The sequence below is a fragment of the Woronichinia naegeliana WA131 genome (assembly GCA_025370055.1).
GTDB classification, from domain to species: Bacteria; Cyanobacteriota; Cyanobacteriia; order Cyanobacteriales; family Microcystaceae; genus Woronichinia; species Woronichinia naegeliana.
The window spans coordinates 329,961-346,365 of record CP073041.1; the positions used below are offsets into that span (position 1 = coordinate 329,961).

Consider the following 16,405-nt stretch of genomic DNA (forward strand, 5'->3'; position numbering starts at 1 on the left):
GTTTCCATAAGGATAAGTTATCTATGCTTTTTCAGTCCATACTTCCCTAACCCACATTTCTTTCGTTTTTTGACTTTTTCAGCAAGCCCTATTTAGCTGCCTTTCGTCGTCGTACAAATACTTATGCTAAATCTGTTGTGGGATTACAGCGAGTCCTAGATATTTTCTGGATGGTTCATAACTTTGTTTGCAGCCATTTTACGACTAGAGAAGTTCCTGCTGTAGCTCTCGGTATAATTGAAAAAGGGTTAACTTGGGAGGACTTACTCCAAATTCGCCTGATTTCTTGAACCTCTCGTATTGCAACCTTTGTAGCTTCTAGCTAGACGATACCAGTGCCAAACCAGTCATAATCAACAAAATCCATCCAATCTTTAGGCTCATCCCAATTTTCAATACTATGAGCATTTTCACTTTCACTGTCTTTGACAATGATGATAGGCATAAAAATACGAGCAAGTCGAAAATGTTCGTATTTCTTGTAGATCCACTCATCAAACCGAGCATCCCAGCCAGCAATGATCTCCATCTGACCAGTTTTGACAATATCTGCTTGAATGTCTCTTAATTTTGGATCAACGTCAAGATAATGTTTTGCGATACCACTCCAGTTAGTGCCGCTAACTGTCCCAATAACATTCTGATCTCGTTGAATCAACTGTATGGCAACGAAATCACAACCTTTTTGTGATTCTGAGTTTTTTATCTCATTACAGATTTCCTGCAAAGTTTCGTCTTGTTTGGCAAGTTTCACTGTAGCCTTTTGAATTTTTTGCACGGCCTTCAAAATATCACCAGCCTTTATTTCTTCTTCACTAGACTGTTTTTCTGACATCATGTTACCTCCTTTATTAGACCATACTATTAATTTAGTTGTCAATGTCTGTAAAATCCAACTAATCAGGACTTACGCAAAAGACCTTTTTTTATTTTTAGGGCAAAAACTCTATAGGTAGAGTCCTTCGATGTATTTAAAACACTATGACTCTAGGCTCTGCGTAAATCATGACTAATAACACTGAGCTATTTTTACCCCCATATTAATGTTCATCAGTCATGATATAACTTTTAACCTAGTAAAGATCGCAATCTTAACAGAAATTATTACAAAATATAAAAAAAATTTAGCACTAGCATAATCCAATTTTAAGTTATAGCAGTTTGCAGTTTAGTGAGGTATGACATAAAGCTTATGGTATAAGCTTTACAGAGCCAGGGCGAACGCGACCAAAATGATACAGATGCAAGAACATTATAGAGGGATGGATAAGGGAAAATAAGGGAAAGTGCATAGAAAACAAAAGCGATGAAACTCCGACCCAAATATAGACTGGTAGAACACTTTGCCGAAATAGATGACCCTCGCATCGAACGAACAAAACGGCATAAACTCATTGATATTCTAACGATTGCCATCTTAGCCGTCATTTGTGGAGCAGAAGGTTGGGTAGCCATGGAAAGTTTCGGCAAGGCTAAACATCAATGGCTAAAAAAAATTTTGGAATTGCCGAATGGCATCCCCTTCCACGATACGTTTGCGCGTGTATTTGCTAGGGTGTGACCTTTAGTTGATGAAGGAAAAGAAAAGTGTTAACATGAGATGAAAAGTGACAAAGAGGAAACAATGATGACAGCAAAACTAATTAATGTAGAGGGTTCAAAGATAAAAATAGAACTAACATTAGAACTCAGTCGTTCAATGTTGGATACAGAAATAAATATTCAAAAAGGCTTAAACGAAGTAGGTTGCATCGCCAGCAAAGAAGCCTTGAAATATTTAGATACAGATGGTTCACCCTTAAAAATCGGTGAAGAAATCTGGAAGAGTAAGGGAGAGCAACCGAAAGAATATCAAACACCTTATGGTGAGGTTATAGTGAATCGTCATGTATATCAGCGTTCACCTTTGAGGAAAAACGTATTGCCCCTTAGAAAGAGAAGCAAGGATAATCATAACATCAACGCCATTATTGGCAAAACAGGTATCCTCAAAAATGTCAGGGATGGCAGGCAAAGAGGTGAAAAATGATTTATTAGAAAATCATGGTAGAAAAGTAGCGCTATCCTATATCCAAAGATTGAGTGAAGCAGTAGGAAGTGTGGTACAGGCAAAAGAAGAAGCGTGGAGTTATGCCCCGCCCAAGGAGGATAGCCAAATTGCAACAGTGGGAATAGGATTAGATGGAACCTGTATGCTGATGTGTGAGGATGGCTACCGTGAAGCAATGGTGGGAACCGTTTCCCTATACGATAGTGAGGGAGAACGTCAACAGACAATCTATCTAGGTGCGGCACCAGAGTACGGAAAAAAGAGTTTTCTAGAAAGATTGGAAAGAGAAATTGAGCGAGCGAAAAACCGTTATCCAGAGGCAAAATTTGTCGGTATAGCAGACGGGGCAGAATCAAATTGGAAGTTTTTAGAAAAGCAGACGGAAGAACAGATATTAGATTTCTATCATGCCTCTGGTTACTTAGGAGCGTTGGCAGAAGCGTTGCATCCGAATACCGTGTCAAAACAAAAAGAATGGTTGACTGAAAATTGTCGAGAACTCAAGCATGAAAAAGGAAAAGCAGGAGAACTGCTAAATCTGATGAAAGAAGTCAAAGAAGAAAAAAGTCATTCTAAGAATCTTACCGAGAAACTACAAGCGGCGATTACTTATTACGAGAATCATCAGCATCAAATGGATTATGCTGAATACTTAGAGAAAAAGTATCCGATTGGTTCAGGTGTTACGGAAGCAGCTTGTAAGACGTTGGTCAAACAACGATTATGTTGTTCAGGAATGCGATGGAAGGAAAAAGGAGCAGGAATTATTTTGAGCCTACGAGCTTTGGTATTGACCAAGGAACGATGGAGTCAATTTTGGGCAAAACTTGATCAATATGGGTTCCCTGTAGAACCCTGATTACAACAGCTTTTATCAACTAAAGGTCGCACCCATTTGCTAGTAGTCTAAGGCGTAAGTTAAGATACTATTATTAGGCAACCGATAAAAAGATAAATATAGGTATATAGGAGAAAAAGTCATGCCCCGATTAGCCCCCAAAGAGTTAAAGTTGGAAGCAAAAGAACGAGAACATCTAGAAAAACTGATAAATCGTCATACAACAGAGCAGCAAATTGCCTTAAGGGCAAAAATAGTGCTTCTGGCAGATGAGGGAGAAAATAATCGAGAAATTGCTAGAAAATTAAAAATCAGCCGAAAAATGGCAAGTCAATGGAGAGAAAGATGGATAGCAGGACAGAAAAGTGAAATAGAAATAACAGAAAGAATCAAAGATGCTGAACGTAGTGGAGCACCCGCCAAGTTTAAACGCGAACAAATTTTGAAGTTGTTCAAATTAGCCTGTGATGACCCAAAGAATTATGAGCGTCCGATAAGTCACTGGACAGGACGAGAATTAGCAGAGGAATTAGTAAAGCAAGGAATAGTGGAAAGTATATCTCCTCGACAGGTAGGAAGATTATGGGAAGAAGCAGATATTCATTGGTGTCAACTTAAGCCAAAATGCCTACTCACAAAAGATTAGCCTAAAAGCAGGCGGAAGTAAGAGTAGGCTGAAAAAAAGGTTAGTATATAAAAAAGTGAGCAAAAAACAAATGGCAAGACAACATCCTCGGAGAAAAGGAAACCCAGACTTACGTCGTAAGACAAATCAGCCAGGGGTAGAAATCCCTGAAATAACAAAAGAGTTGTTTGAATTACTAGAACCCACAATGTTTACACCATTAAAATATTTACAGGGAACTCATGAGAAAATGATGAGAGATAGGGTATTAAATTTACCAGTAATGGTGGCATTAGTGTTAAGTATAGTGTATCGTCAAATAGCGGGTATAAGTGAAGCGGTAAGACTGTTAGAGGAAGAGGGATTGCTATGGGTAGCATCATTAAAAGTAAGCAAACAGGCAGTATCAAAAAGAATGATGAATGTGCCAGCCGAAATATTTGCAATATTACTAAAAGGAGTGTTAGAAAAAGCAGCCGAAAAAGGGAAGAAGCTCCAAGTAGGAGAAAAATGGGAAAAAATAAGAGAAAAGTTTAGTGCAGTGTGGATAGCAGATGGCTCAACGCTAGAGCAGATAAGGAAAAATATGAAAATAAGTAAAGAAGAAAAGAGTAAATTGGGGGGTAAAATAATGATGGTAGTGGAAGCCTTTACCCAAAGACCCGTTACTTTATGGTACACAGAAAATGATAAATCAAATGATAAAATATGGTGTAAAGAATTGGCAGCTAAATTACCAGAAAATGGTTTAATTCTCGTAGATATGGGATTTTTTAGCTTTGTGTGGTTTGATTTGTTAACAGAAGCTAAAAAGTTTTTTCTAACCAGATTTAGAGCGGGTACATCTTACAAAACCAAACAAGTATTGTCTCAAGGTAGTCATTACAGAGATGAGATTATCATTATGGGAAATTACCGTTCTAATCCTTGCAAGCATCCGGTGAGATTAGTCTCAGTATTATGGGGAACAATCTGGTATCAGTATTTAACAAATGTGTTGTCTCCCGAACAACTGTCCGCCGAAGAGGTCTGTGATTTATATCGAAGACGATGGACAATCGAAGAAGCCTTTTTATTAACGAAAAGACTTTTAGGACTAGCCTATTTATGGGTAGGTAATAAGAATGGTGTCCAAATCCAGATTATTTGCACTTTGATTTTCTATACGGTCTTAAATCAATTGGTAGGGGAAGTGGCGATTGCTCTAAATCAACCGAAAGAAAAAATCTCAGTAGAGATGGTGTTTCGGAGTCTATACTATGTAGCGAAGGCTATTGCTAGAGGAGAAAAGCCTGATACAGTAACCTATCTGGCTGAACGTGCTAAGTTATTTGGTTTGGTCAAAGCTGAGAGAAAGCGACATCGAGAAAAGGCCGCTCTCAATCAACAAATTTGGGAACCCATTCCTTTAAGTTGACACGGATGGCAGATATTAAACCCCATCAGTCAGGATACTGGCTGAATCCCCCCCCCCTGACCCAAATTTTTGGGAAAAAGTGAATGATATCTGCCAAGCCTATGAGAGTGCAATTTTAGGAGAGGAAAAGGGAGAAAAGACTATTTCTCTAGATGAAATGACGGGAATTCAAGCATTAGAGCGGAAAGCACCAGACCTTCCGATATCTCAGGGGAAGATTCAAGGTCGAGAATTTGAATATATTCGTCACGGCACTCAAACGTTAATAGCGAGTTTTGATGTGGCCAAGGGTCAAGTAATCTGCTCTACAGTCGGAAATACTCGCACAGAGGTAGACTATTTAGGGCTTGCTGAAAAAAGCTGAAACCTTTACGGAGAAAAATAGTAGGCGAATTAAGAACCGCTAGAATGCACGAAAATAGGGTAGAATGCCTCAAAACCATTGCATTAAGAAGAGAGAAAGCAGATGTACCGAAAGCAACAGTACTCAATTGAAACACCAGAAAACTTGAAAAATCTGTTCGGCGGGCAGTTAGACGAAGAAAATCGTTGGATAGAAATGTCAAAAATGATTCCCTGGGAAGAATATGAGGAAGAATATGCAAAAAACTTCACAGAAAAAAAAGGAGCCCCAGCCAAATCATTTAGAATGGCATTAGGAGCATTAATTATCAAAGAAATTTCAGGAAAAAGTGACAGAGAAACAGTAGAACAAATAAAAGAAAACCCTTATTTACAGTACTTTATAGGAATGGAAAGCTATAGTAGCAAAGAAGCATTTAATGCGTCAATGATGGTTCATTTTCGTAAAAAAATAGGAATGGAATTAATAAATAAAATTAATAAAGAAATAGAAAAAAAAGCGACGGGTGTAGCGTCAGAAAAAAAAGAAAATGAAGGAAAGTTATTGTTAGATGCGACTTGTACACCAGCAGATATAAAATATCCAACGGATATAGGAATATTGAATGATGCAAGAGAAAAAACAGAAAAAATAATAGATAAGCTGTATGAAGAAATAAAAGAGAAAAGGAAAGAAAAGCCGAGGACTTATAGGGAAGTGGCAAGAAAAGAGTACTTAGCCATAGCAAAAAAACGTCGTGTGTCAAAAAAAGAAAGAAGAAAAGGAACAAAAAAACAACTAGGATATATAAAAAGAAACTTGTCTGATATAGAAAAAATGATAGAAGAGGGAGCAAAGTTAGAAAAACTAACGAAAAAAGAGCAAGAAGAGCTTGTAACGATAGGAAAAGTGTATGAGCAACAGTTAGAAATGTATGAAAAAAAGACAAATAAAGTAGAAAACAGAATTGTGAGTGTAAGCCAACCTCACGTGCGTCCAATAGTGCGTGGAAAAGCGGGAAAAGCAGTAGAGTTTGGAGCTAAAATATCGGCAAGTAATGTGAATGGCTTTGTCTTCTTAGACAAATTAAGTTGGGATAATTACAACGAATCGGGAGATTTACAAGCGCGAATAGAAGAATATAAAAGGGAAACAGGATGTTATCCGGAATCGGTTCATGTGGATAAAATCTATCGAACAAAAGCGAATCGAGCTTATTGTAAAGAAAGGGATATAAGAATGAGTGGTCCCCGATTGGGAAGACCGCCGAAAGAGGTGAGCAAAGAAAAAAAGAAAGAGGCACGCTCAGATGAAAGAGTGCGTAATGCCATTGAGGGTAAATTCGGACAGGGAAAGAGGAAATTTAGTCTTGGTCGAGTGATGGCCAAACTACCTGAGACCTCGGAAACGGTAATTGCGATGAACTTTTTGGTAATGAATCTTTCTACTCTACTTCAGAAGACAAAAAGTAAAAAGTTGTAGAGTCGTTTTTCTTGTGAAAAATGGTGTTAATTTTCCTCTCTTTTGTGAGGAGTGATTTGTGTTGACCTTTTTAGACAGAAAGGAACAATAGATTAAACAAAATCTGTATTTTGATTTGTTTCCATAAGGATAAGTTATCTATGCTTTTTCAGTCCATACTTCCCTAACCCACATTTCTTTCGTTTTTTGACTTTTTCAGCAAGCCCTATTTAAGCCATATCCAAAAAACCATTGCCACCAGCCCTGATGTAGCAAAATGGCACTTGAGCATGGATTGCCTAAATACCCATCAGTCAGAATCTTTGGTTCGCTATGTAGCAGAATTTGAGGGACTTAATCTTGAATTAGGAGAGAAGGGCAAGAGTGGCATCCTTCAATCAATGGCGAGTAGAGCAACTTTTCTCAGTGACCCCAATCATCGAATTGTTTTTCACTTCACACCGAAGCATTGTTCATGGCTCAATCAAATTGAGATTTGGTTTGGTATTTTAATGCGTAAGTTACTGAAACGAGGAAATTTTCTCAGTCAAGATGATTTAAGAACGCAAATTCTTGAATTCATCGACTATTTTAACCGCACTATGGCGAAGCCCTTTCGATGGACGTATCGGGGGAAGGTTTTGGCTGCTTAAATTTTATAGCACCCAAACTTACGCCTTGGACTACTAGTTCCACATAAGTTGTCGTATTTTCAAGGTGAAAAGACAGTTTACTTACTTTTGAACTAAACGAATAGCACCCAAGTTGCAGACTCTGCGAATCAATGACTTAATCGATAACCTTTACCAAATTTCACGCCAGTTATTTGTTCCTGTTATTCGCCAGTTTATTCTTGAGCATCATGACAATATGCCTTTCTCTTCGCCGTCTAGCACATTTCTTCTTTTTTGACAATGCGTAACTCCTAAGAACATCTAATGGGGAAAGGAATAAAAGCAGAATATTTAAACCCACATTCCGTACTTGGCAACAAGAATTTTAATTAATACGAACAAGTCTAGTGGCACGTCAACTTTATTTTGATGGGTTGCTAGATTCTCAAAGCCTTGCCAAAATAGACTTACGGGTTTTTGTAGCCCCTCATTTCAAGATTGACAGACCACTAGATTAGGGCTTGCTGAAAAAGTCCACAAAACGAACCTAGATGCCACAGGGCGCGAAAAATGGTGACTTCAGAGATCAGTTTCCAGTTTTACCCCACATTTTTCCAGCAAAGTGCATGGATTTTGAGCCTCCAAATGCCATAACCTTGCATCTGATCGTTTGTAAAATGCCTGAAAGTATTGTCTAGCAAGGATTTCATCCTTATTCAGCAAGCCCTAGATTAGCAGAAGTGCTTCCCCACAAAGGTTTCAGGAATCACAATCTGCTGATCAACAAAAGTACGCCTCTTTATTCAGCACAAAAGCACTGATAAACGCACTACTATAGTCTTTCCTTCTCCGTCTATATCTAGTGTTATGATGGCTAATGATGCCTGTATATAGCGTGTAAATTATTTATTTTCTTCTAATTGGTACGGAATGTGGGTTTTGCTCGGATAAGATGCTTTTGCCCTGACGGCTATTTTACGACGATCGCCGATCAGATAACAGATCAAACAATTGAACGCCATTTAATGCCATTTCCAATTAAAGGGTAGGCGAGCATAAATGCCTTTGGGATCATTGAGTGTTTGTAAACTGGTCAATTCCGCCCGGAAATCCTGCCATTTTTGCGTCAAGGGATCGGTTTGAACCTTAGGGATTTGAGACTGAATTTGTAACTTAAACAGACTTTCTAGGATAGCCGTCTCTAAGCTTTTTTGACGCGGATATTCATCTAGTTCCCAGTTATCTCCGAGATTGGTTTGATTAGCAGCATAGGTAATGGCTTGCTCTAGTCCCCCAAGGTCATCAACTAGACCAATCTTTTTAGCTTCTGCCCCTGTCCAAACTCGTCCTTGAGCAATTTCAGCTACCTTGGCTTTAGATAAACCTCTGGACTGGGAAACCTTATCGAGAAAAAGGTCATAGATCTGATTAACCGCTTGCTGAAAAATCGCTAATTCGGCTGCACTTTTAGGACGAATACCAGAGCCTAGATTGGCCAGTTTTGAAGTTTGGACTTGATCCCAGGTTAAACCAAAACGATTGCCGATGGTTTCAACATTAAAAAGCAAGCTAAAAACCCCAATTGAGCCAGTAATTGTGGTCGGTTCAGCAAAGATATGTTGTCCACCCGTAGCAATCCAATAACCGCCAGAGGCCGCAACATTGCCCATGGAAATGACAACGGGTTTCTTGGCTTTTAATAACTGTACTTCTCGCCAAATTAAATCGGAGGCTGTTGCGCTTCCCCCTGGGCTATTAATCCGTACAACCACTGCTTTAATGTCTTGATCAGCTCGAATTTTACGAATCAGTTTCACAAAGCGATCGCCGCCTACTGAATCCAAGGAACCTGCGCCATTGACAATCGTACCGTCAATATAAAGCACGGCAATTTTTTGATCAGATCGTCTCACTGGAAAGGCTTTGACTGGCACAGAAACATAATCATTAAGGCTAATTTGTCGAAAAGATTTTTCCTCATCTTCATCCACTTTGCTCAGGCTTTTAAGTTGATCAACCACCTGATCCCAATAAACGACTTTATCGATTAATTTCGCTTTTTGGGCCTTTTGGGCTGAGAGCAGACCCTGGTAATCGGCGATCGCCTGGAGGTCAGAAGCAGTGAGAGAACGACTGGTCGCCACCGTTTCTATATAGGTCTGCCAAACCCCACCCAGTAAGGATTCTAACTGTTGTCGATTCTGGGGACTCAGATCTTGACGGGTAAAGGGTTCAACTGCCGATTTAAAATTTCCCACCCGTACTGCTTGAACTCCAATACCATATTTAGCTAAAGCGGCCCCATAAAAGAGTGGTTCGGTTCCCAAACCATTAATTTCCACCGTGCCAATGGGATTCTCTAAAATTTCATCGGCGATCGAGGCTAAAAAGTAATCGGGTTCGCGCCAATCCACACCGTAGGCAATGATTGTTTTCCCCGTTTGTCGGAAACGTTGTAAAGCTTCTCGAATTTCCGTCAGGCTGGCATAACCACTGGCTCCTCCGCCCTGACGACCGTCCAGAAAAATGGCCACAATGCGATCATCTTTGCTGGCTTTCTGAATCGTTTCTAAAACTTGACGTAGGCTAAGAGTGGATTGGGATTCTTGACTGAGAATTTGATTAAAAGACGGAGTGGATTCTGTATCTTGAATTTGGGTGGCTAAATCAAAAATTAAAACGGTTTTTTCTTTGACAACGGGGCTACTATCTTGACTTAACAGTAATAGTAACAAAACTAAGGCACTGGCTCCCACTGTTACGGTCATCAATAGAGCGGCGATCGTGCCAATAAAACTAGCTAGTATTTGTTTGATAAATCGATTCATTTAATTAACTCCACTGCATCCCGACCGTCCAATTCTTGTAGGTAAACTTTAACCTGTTCTTCCGCCGCCGTCGGTAATTTTTTGCCCACAAAATCGGGATGAATCGGTAATTCTCGATGACCTCGATCCACTAACGTTAACAAGCGAATAACTTGAGGTCTGCCATATTCTGTAACCGCATTGAGAGCAGCACGAATTGTTCGTCCTTTGTAAATGACATCATCCACTAAAACGACCCGTTTACCCGTGAGATTAATCGGAATTTTTGTTTTTGCGGGAGTTCGGGTTTTAATGCGATCCAAATCATCTCGATAAAAGGTGACATCGATCGCCCCGACCGGCACTTTAATCTGCTCTAGCATTTCCACCTGTTGAGCAATGAGATGGGCCAGGGGAACACCGCGAGTGTAAATACCCAATAACACTAATTCGGACAAATCCCCCGATTTTTCGATCAATTGGGAGGCTAATCGGGTCAGGGTTCGTCGAATTTCTTCTGCTGAGAGAATTTCGATCACTTGCGTTGCCATAATGTACCCACAACAGGAGCTAGATGTCTAGTGTAGCGATTTACGGTGTTCTCCGGCCAAAACCCTTGGGGGAGTCATCCTTAACCACCACTCACGGGGGGGATCAATACCACTTCATCTCCATCCTTGAGTAACCGATCGCCTTCCACAAATTGGCAATTACAGGCAAAACGGGTGACAGTACGCCATTGTTCCAGTTCGGGTTTTTCCTTAAGAATCTGGTCTAGCACAGCCGAGATCGCCGTTCCCTGGTCAAAAGTGCGGCTCAGTTCAACCTGTCCATAGGCCTCTTGGTAAGCTGCAAATAATTTCAGGGTAATGGTTATCTGGGATTCAGTCATGAAGTGTATTAAGTTGGAAATTGGTGTGAGCGAACATCCTGGCTAAAGTCTTGCACCGTTTTGCCAATCAGTTGCCGTAAGTCTAGATAGGGCTTGGCAAAGGGGGGATTTTTGGCAGACAGCCCTAATAAATCAGCCGTGACTAATACCTGGCCATCACAGTGGGGGCCGGCACCAATGCCAATGGTGGGAATGAATAGACGTTCCGTAATTCTAGCGGCCAAACTTGCCGGAATATGCTCTAAGACAATGGCAAATACCCCTGCCTCAGCTAAGGCGATCGCCTCTGATAAGATACGTTCAGCAGCCAGATCGGTTTTACCCTGTTGTTTATATCCTAACTGATGGACAGACTGAGGCGTTAACCCCACATGACCCATAACGGGAATGCCAATTTCTGTAAGACGATCAACTGTTTCTAATAGGCGAGGATGACCGCCTTCTAATTTCACGGCCTGAGCACCTGTTTCCTTTAAGACTCGACCAGCAGAATGAATGGCTTGACTAATACTTTCTTGGTAGCTCAAAAAAGGAAGGTCACAGACCACCATTGCCTGTTTAACACCTCGCTTAACGGCTGCGGCATGGTGAATCATGGCATCTAGGGTAATGGGTAAGGTCGTTTCATGGCCCAGGGCAACCATCGCCAGAGAATCCCCCACTAGCACAATATCGACTCCCGCCTGATCCAACAATTCGGCGATCGCGTAGTCCCAGGCAGTCAGTACCACAATTGGCAATTGTTGTTTTTTGCGATCTAGGAGATGATTGGGGGTAATGGGCATGGTTAATATAAGAAGATCTGAATTCGCGTTCCAACTGTATGAGGATAGTCCTGTGTACAGTCCAATCGGTTAATCCCGCCTCCAATGTAGCGTAAAAAAGGGGTAGCTTTTTTTTCTTGCCTATGTTATTCTAGTTAAAGCTTATGTGTTGCGGGCGTAGTTTAGTGGTAAAACCTTAGCCTTCCAAGCTAATGATGGGGGTTCGATTCCCCCCGCCCGCTCTTGAATTTCCCTTACCTGTAAATAATTCGTTGATAGATTATCCTGTGAAACGGTACGATAGGGCTTTCGAGCTCGCGTCAGATGTAATCAACGAAAATTTTACAGCAAGAAAATCTCTGAACCTGGGTCAAGCAAATGCCAAATTTCTTCAGTGACGACCGATGATTTTAGATATTCAAAAATTATCTTTTGCTGTGCTTCTTGCAAATCTGCATTTTTGTAAACAAATTCTAGGAAGGCTTTGATAGCAATATCAAGGCATTTTTGAAATTCAGCTTCAATTTTTTCGCTCAGAACATACTTAACATCAATAGAATACTTTTTGCTAAGTTTTCGGAGCGAATTTAGTAGTATATCGGTAGCCAAGGTACCCATTCCACTAAACACAAGCCTTTCTATCATAAGATTTGACTGAATCCTGCATAGCGTTAGCCAACGCGAAACGTATAGGCCTTTACAAAAATAGGGAGCCGCTAACTAAAGCGATACTCCCCTGAATTATAAATCAATAAATTCAAAAACTATTAGAGTGCATTAGAACCCGCTACCACCTCTAACAATTCTTGCGTAATCGCCGCCTGACGAGCCTTGTTATAGGAAAGGGTTAAAGTTCCTACTAACTGACCCGCATTCTCACTCGCATTACTCATAGCCGTCATCCGAGCTGCTAATTCACTAGCCGCAGATTCTTGTAACGCTCTTAGTAATTGGTTAGTATTGTACAAAGGCAACAAAGCATCCAGAATTTGAACAGGATCTTGCTCAAAAATCATATCTTGGGGGAAAGTTGTCACTTCCGCCGCTACTTTTTCCCGTTCCACTTGGAATTTACCGCCTCTGGTGATTAATCGAAATACTTCATCATCTTTAGCTTCCATGCCTTGAGTGCTTAGAGGAAAAAGCGTTTGAATAACAGGTTGAGAACTAATCAGCGACATGAAACGGGTATAGACCAACTCCACTTTATCCACCGATTCCGCTAAAAATAGTGAAACAAGTTCATCCGCAATTTGAGCAGCTTCCGCAGCAGTGGGAATTTGGTTAAGGTTCATGTAAGAGGTCGCAACATTGGCATTGCGACGTTCAAAATATTGAGTGGCTTTACGTCCCACTAAAACCAACTTGGCTTCAATTCCCTGGGCTTGTAATTCCTTGGCTCGTTGTTCGGCTCGACGGATAACATTAGTATTGTAACCACCGCATAAACCCCGATCGCCGGATACGACCAACAAAGCCACGGATTTCACTTCCCGTTGTTCAAACAGGGGAGAAGTGCTTTCACTGAAGGCAAGACGACTTTGCAAGTTATAGAGAACTTCCGCTAAGGCATCAGCAAAGGGACGAGTGGCTAAGACCTGTTCCTGGGCGCGACGTACCTTGGCCGCTGCCACCAGACGCATGGCTTCTGTAATTTTTTTCGTATTTTTGACCGACTGGATGCGATCGCGAATCGCTTTTAAGTTAGGCATAGTTAGTTAATAGTTGATAATGGATAATTGATAGTTGACAATTATTTATTTCCCCATTCTTTAAAATTCTCCCCAGTCTCTAGCCCCCCTTTTTTTACAGAGATAAAACTCCATTCTTAGCCCCCCTTTTTAAGGGGGGTTGGGGGGATCAAACCCTTTTTAAGGGGGGTTGGGGGGATCAAACTTAAAGGGGAAATCAGGAATCAACTATTAAGCAAAAGCCTGGGAAAACTCATTGATACCTTCTTTAAGCAGGGTTTCTGCTTCATCGGTCAGGGACTTATCCTTAACCAGAATTTCCACATACTTGGGTTTGTTGGCTTTCAAATATTCCCGTAAACCTTCCGCAAAAGCATAGGCCTTTTCAACGGGAATCTTATCAATATAACCATTCAAACCAGCGTAGGAAATCGCCACCTGTTCCCATACCCCTAAAGGCGAATTTTGAGGCTGTTTCAAGATTTGACGGAGACGTTGACCACGAGCTAATTGGGCTTGAGTTGCTGCATCCAAATCAGAAGCAAATTGAGAAAAGGCTTCTAATTCAGCGAATTGTGCTAACTCTAACTTCAATTTCCCTGCCACTTTTTTCATCGCTTTGGTTTGAGCGGCAGAACCAACCCGACTTACCGAAATCCCGGCGTTAATCGCAGGACGGAACCCAGAGTTAAACAGATCAGTGGTTAAGAAAATTTGACCGTCGGTAATAGAAATTACGTTGGTAGGAATATAAGCCGAAACGTCACCTGCTTGGGTTTCAATTACGGGTAAAGCGGTCATACTACCGCCACCGAGAGCATCACTCAGTTTAGCTGCCCGTTCTAACAAACGAGAGTGAACGTAGAACACATCTCCAGGATAGGCTTCCCGTCCGGGTGGGCGACGTAGTAACAGGGACATCTGACGATAGGCTTGAGCTTGTTTGGACAAGTCATCGTAAATTACCAGGGTGTGTTTGCCCTGATACATAAAGTACTCAGCTAAGGTCGCGCCAGTATAGGGTGCTAAATATTGCAGAGTCGCAGGAGCGTTAGCATTAGCCGCAACCACAATGGTGTAGTCCATCGCGCCTTTTTCCGTCAGGGTATCAATCACCTGCGCAACGGTAGAGGCTTTTTGACCGATCGCCACATAAACACAGACAACATCTTCAGACTTCTGGTTAATGATGGTATCGATCGCGATCGCGGTTTTACCCGTTTTGCGATCGCCAATGATTAATTCCCGTTGACCCCGACCGATGGGAATCATGGCATCAATAGCAGTAATCCCAGTTTGCATCGGTTCACATACCGATTTACGGGCCACGATACCAGGAGCAGGGGATTCAATTAAACGGGTTTCAGTGGTAGCAATGGGGCCTTTACCGTCAATAGGACGAGCCAAAGCATCCACTACCCGACCAATCATTGCTTGGCCAATAGGAATCTGAGCAATACGGCCAGTGGTTTTAACGGTACTTCCTTCCTGAATCCCAAAACCATCACCCATTAATACAGCCCCGACATTATCTTCTTCGAGGTTAAGGGCAATACCGATGGTTCCATCTTCAAATTCCAGTAATTCCTGGGACATGACCTGTTCTAAACCATAAATACGAGCCGTGCCGTCCCCTACCTGGAGAACTGTACCAACATTAGAAACTTGAACATCCTGGGAATAGGATTCAATTTGTTGGCGAATAATACTACTGATTTCGTCAGGTCTGATGCTTACCATAGTCAATTGTTTCCGTTGAAGTTAGTGCAAAAAAAAGCCGTGATGACGACAGAAAAACTTTAAGCTGCATCCCCTAAACTGAGGCTGATGCGACGGAGTTGTCCTCTTAAGCTAGAGTCAAACACCTGAGAACCCACTTTAATAATGACACCACCAATAATATCGGCGTTAACGGTGGTTTTTAATTCCACATCATTAGCTCCTGTCAATTGTTTCACCTTCTCAGTGAACGTTTGACGTTGAGTGTCCGTTAATTTTAGGGCTGAAACCACTTCGGCTAGAACCGTATTGGTTAACTTCCGTAGTAATTCCAAATAGCTTTGACAAATAGCAGGCAAAAAGAGAATGCGCCGTTTATCTACCAATAACATTAAAAAATTGAGCAAATAGGCGTTGCCATTGTCCCCTAAAATTCGCCGCAAAATAGCTTTTTTATCCTCATCTTTAATAATGGGATTAGCAAGCATTTCTTCTAACTCAGGCGATTCATTTAAAAGAGTCAATAGGTCACGTAAATCATTCCCCAAAACCTCTGTTAAATTTTGATTTTGGGCAACGGACATTAAGGCTTGAGCGTAGGGTTCAGCGATTTCGCTACTATATAATCCGCCTTTCATTTAACGACCTCCTAGCTGGGCAATACTGCGTTCGATTAAGGTGTCTTGATCGCGATCGCTTAACCGACCCCGAAGATCTGCCTCTGCTTTTTCCACAGCCAAAGCGGCAATACGACGTTTGAGTTCTGCAATCACACGATCTTGTTCTGCCCCCAGATCATTAGCCGCAGTGTCCCGTAGGCGTTGAACATCTAATTCAGCTTGGGCAGCAATCTCGGCTTGAGCATTCTGGGCCCGTTCTTCTGATGCCTGACGAATGCGAACAGCTTCGGCTTGAGCCTGGGACAGTTTTTGCTGTTCTTCGGCCAGTTTAGCAGCAGCAGCTTGTTGACGACTTTCAGCCTCTTGAATGGCTTCTGCAATCTTAGAACGACGTTCACTGAGAATTTTTCCCAGGGTTTTGGGCGCGTAGTAAATGACTATTCCTAGCAAAATCGCCAGGTTAAAGAGATTGGCCTCTAGAAAATCTAGATTAATCCCAAATCCCCCTTCCCCCGCCGAATGCGCCTCGGTTGCGAGGATTAAAAAGGTATTCAACATAATGAA

At 41.4% G+C, this 16,405-nt stretch carries 14 protein-coding genes, 1 tRNA gene and 4 pseudogenes; 9 read left to right on the plus strand and 10 right to left on the minus strand.

Annotation, left to right across the window (positions count from 1 at the left end):
• The first annotated feature begins 137 nt into the window (after positions 1 to 137).
• Positions 138 to 290, plus strand: coding sequence for a hypothetical protein (locus KA717_01735; GenBank protein UXE61709.1), 153 nt, complete (start codon positions 138 to 140; stop codon positions 288 to 290).
• Positions 291 to 322: 32 nt separating this feature from the next.
• Here KA717_01735 and KA717_01740 read toward each other — a convergent pair whose 3' ends face one another.
• Entirely contained in the window at positions 323 to 835 is a 513-nt protein-coding gene (locus KA717_01740; protein UXE61710.1) for a hypothetical protein, read from the minus strand.
• A 471-nt stretch (positions 836 to 1,306) separates the two neighbouring features.
• Between KA717_01740 and KA717_01745 the strand changes: the two are divergent.
• The 7 genes and pseudogenes from KA717_01745 (at position 1,307) to KA717_01775 (ending at position 7,261) form a co-directional block, all read left to right on the plus strand.
• Positions 1,307 to 1,558: pseudogene (locus KA717_01745) on the plus strand (transposase family protein).
• 69 nt (positions 1,559 to 1,627) lie between these two features.
• Positions 1,628 to 2,909 (plus strand): annotated as a pseudogene (locus KA717_01750) (ISKra4 family transposase).
• 121 nt (positions 2,910 to 3,030) lie between these two features.
• Positions 3,031 to 3,534, plus strand: a complete 504-nt coding sequence (locus KA717_01755; GenBank protein ID UXE61711.1) for a helix-turn-helix domain-containing protein — start codon at positions 3,031 to 3,033, stop codon at positions 3,532 to 3,534.
• 70 nt (positions 3,535 to 3,604) lie between these two features.
• On the plus strand, positions 3,605 to 4,930 hold the full coding sequence (locus KA717_01760) for an IS4 family transposase (GenBank protein ID UXE64524.1): 1,326 nt from the start codon (positions 3,605 to 3,607) through the stop codon (positions 4,928 to 4,930).
• Positions 4,931 to 5,009: 79 nt separating this feature from the next.
• Entirely contained in the window at positions 5,010 to 5,294 is a 285-nt protein-coding gene (locus tag KA717_01765) for a hypothetical protein (GenBank protein ID UXE61712.1), read from the plus strand.
• Between the two features lie 102 nt (positions 5,295 to 5,396).
• Positions 5,397 to 6,734: pseudogene (locus KA717_01770) on the plus strand (IS5 family transposase).
• A gap of 290 nt (positions 6,735 to 7,024) precedes the next feature.
• A pseudogene (locus tag KA717_01775) lies at positions 7,025 to 7,261 on the plus strand (transposase).
• Between the two features lie 1,109 nt (positions 7,262 to 8,370).
• On the opposite strand, the gene sppA reads toward KA717_01775, so the two are convergent.
• The 4 genes from sppA to panB form a co-directional block, all read right to left on the minus strand.
• Complete coding sequence (gene sppA / locus KA717_01780; GenBank protein UXE61713.1) at positions 8,371 to 10,176, minus strand: signal peptide peptidase SppA; 1,806 nt, start codon at positions 10,174 to 10,176, stop codon at positions 8,371 to 8,373.
• Complete coding sequence (gene pyrR / locus KA717_01785; protein ID UXE61714.1) at positions 10,173 to 10,706, minus strand: bifunctional pyr operon transcriptional regulator/uracil phosphoribosyltransferase PyrR; 534 nt, start codon at positions 10,704 to 10,706, stop codon at positions 10,173 to 10,175. Before pyrR ends, sppA begins: the two co-directional genes overlap by 4 nt.
• An 80-nt stretch (positions 10,707 to 10,786) precedes the next feature.
• Positions 10,787 to 11,047 (minus strand): MoaD/ThiS family protein, encoded by a 261-nt coding sequence (locus KA717_01790; GenBank protein ID UXE61715.1) that lies wholly within the window; start codon positions 11,045 to 11,047, stop codon positions 10,787 to 10,789.
• Positions 11,048 to 11,055: 8 nt separating this feature from the next.
• On the minus strand, positions 11,056 to 11,832 hold the full coding sequence (panB, locus tag KA717_01795) for a 3-methyl-2-oxobutanoate hydroxymethyltransferase (protein UXE61716.1): 777 nt from the start codon (positions 11,830 to 11,832) through the stop codon (positions 11,056 to 11,058).
• 150 nt (positions 11,833 to 11,982) lie between these two features.
• On the opposite strand from panB, the gene KA717_01800 reads away from it, so the two are divergent.
• Positions 11,983 to 12,053, plus strand: a tRNA-Gly gene (locus KA717_01800).
• Between the two features lie 100 nt (positions 12,054 to 12,153).
• Here KA717_01800 and KA717_01805 read toward each other — a convergent pair.
• From KA717_01805 to KA717_01825, 5 genes are all read right to left on the minus strand, one after another.
• Positions 12,154 to 12,429: a hypothetical protein gene (locus KA717_01805; GenBank protein UXE61717.1), complete on the minus strand. Its 276-nt coding sequence runs from the start codon at positions 12,427 to 12,429 to the stop codon at positions 12,154 to 12,156.
• Between the two features lie 149 nt (positions 12,430 to 12,578).
• Complete coding sequence (locus KA717_01810) at positions 12,579 to 13,523, minus strand: F0F1 ATP synthase subunit gamma (GenBank protein UXE61718.1); 945 nt, start codon at positions 13,521 to 13,523, stop codon at positions 12,579 to 12,581.
• A gap of 210 nt (positions 13,524 to 13,733) precedes the next feature.
• Positions 13,734 to 15,242, minus strand: a complete 1,509-nt coding sequence (gene atpA, locus KA717_01815) for a F0F1 ATP synthase subunit alpha (protein UXE61719.1) — start codon at positions 15,240 to 15,242, stop codon at positions 13,734 to 13,736.
• 59 nt (positions 15,243 to 15,301) lie between these two features.
• Positions 15,302 to 15,859, minus strand: a complete 558-nt coding sequence (locus tag KA717_01820; protein ID UXE61720.1) for a F0F1 ATP synthase subunit delta — start codon at positions 15,857 to 15,859, stop codon at positions 15,302 to 15,304.
• Positions 15,860 to 16,399 carry a F0F1 ATP synthase subunit B gene (locus KA717_01825; protein ID UXE61721.1) on the minus strand — a complete coding sequence of 180 codons (540 nt, stop codon included), beginning with the start codon at positions 16,397 to 16,399 and terminating at the stop codon, positions 15,860 to 15,862.
• Positions 16,400 to 16,405 lie beyond the last annotated feature (6 nt).

Bases quoted from the DNA above. Each gene is read 5' to 3' on its own strand.
- KA717_01740 (UXE61710.1), bottom strand. From the start codon at position 835: ATGTCAGAAAAACAGTCTAGTGAAGAAGAAATAAAGGCTGGTGATATT.
- KA717_01755 (UXE61711.1), top strand. From the start codon at position 3,031: ATGCCCCGATTAGCCCCCAAAGAGTTAAAGTTGGAAGCAAAAGAACGA.
- KA717_01760 (UXE64524.1), top strand. From the start codon at position 3,605: ATGGCAAGACAACATCCTCGGAGAAAAGGAAACCCAGACTTACGTCGT.
- sppA (UXE61713.1), bottom strand. From the start codon at position 10,176: ATGAATCGATTTATCAAACAAATACTAGCTAGTTTTATTGGCACGATC.
- pyrR (UXE61714.1), bottom strand. From the start codon at position 10,706: ATGGCAACGCAAGTGATCGAAATTCTCTCAGCAGAAGAAATTCGACGA.
- KA717_01790 (UXE61715.1), bottom strand. From the start codon at position 11,047: ATGACTGAATCCCAGATAACCATTACCCTGAAATTATTTGCAGCTTAC.
- panB (UXE61716.1), bottom strand. From the start codon at position 11,832: ATGCCCATTACCCCCAATCATCTCCTAGATCGCAAAAAACAACAATTG.
- KA717_01805 (UXE61717.1), bottom strand. From the start codon at position 12,429: ATGGGTACCTTGGCTACCGATATACTACTAAATTCGCTCCGAAAACTT.
- KA717_01810 (UXE61718.1), bottom strand. From the start codon at position 13,523: ATGCCTAACTTAAAAGCGATTCGCGATCGCATCCAGTCGGTCAAAAAT.
- atpA (UXE61719.1), bottom strand. From the start codon at position 15,242: ATGGTAAGCATCAGACCTGACGAAATCAGTAGTATTATTCGCCAACAA.
- KA717_01820 (UXE61720.1), bottom strand. From the start codon at position 15,859: ATGAAAGGCGGATTATATAGTAGCGAAATCGCTGAACCCTACGCTCAA.
- KA717_01825 (UXE61721.1), bottom strand. From the start codon at position 16,399: ATGTTGAATACCTTTTTAATCCTCGCAACCGAGGCGCATTCGGCGGGG.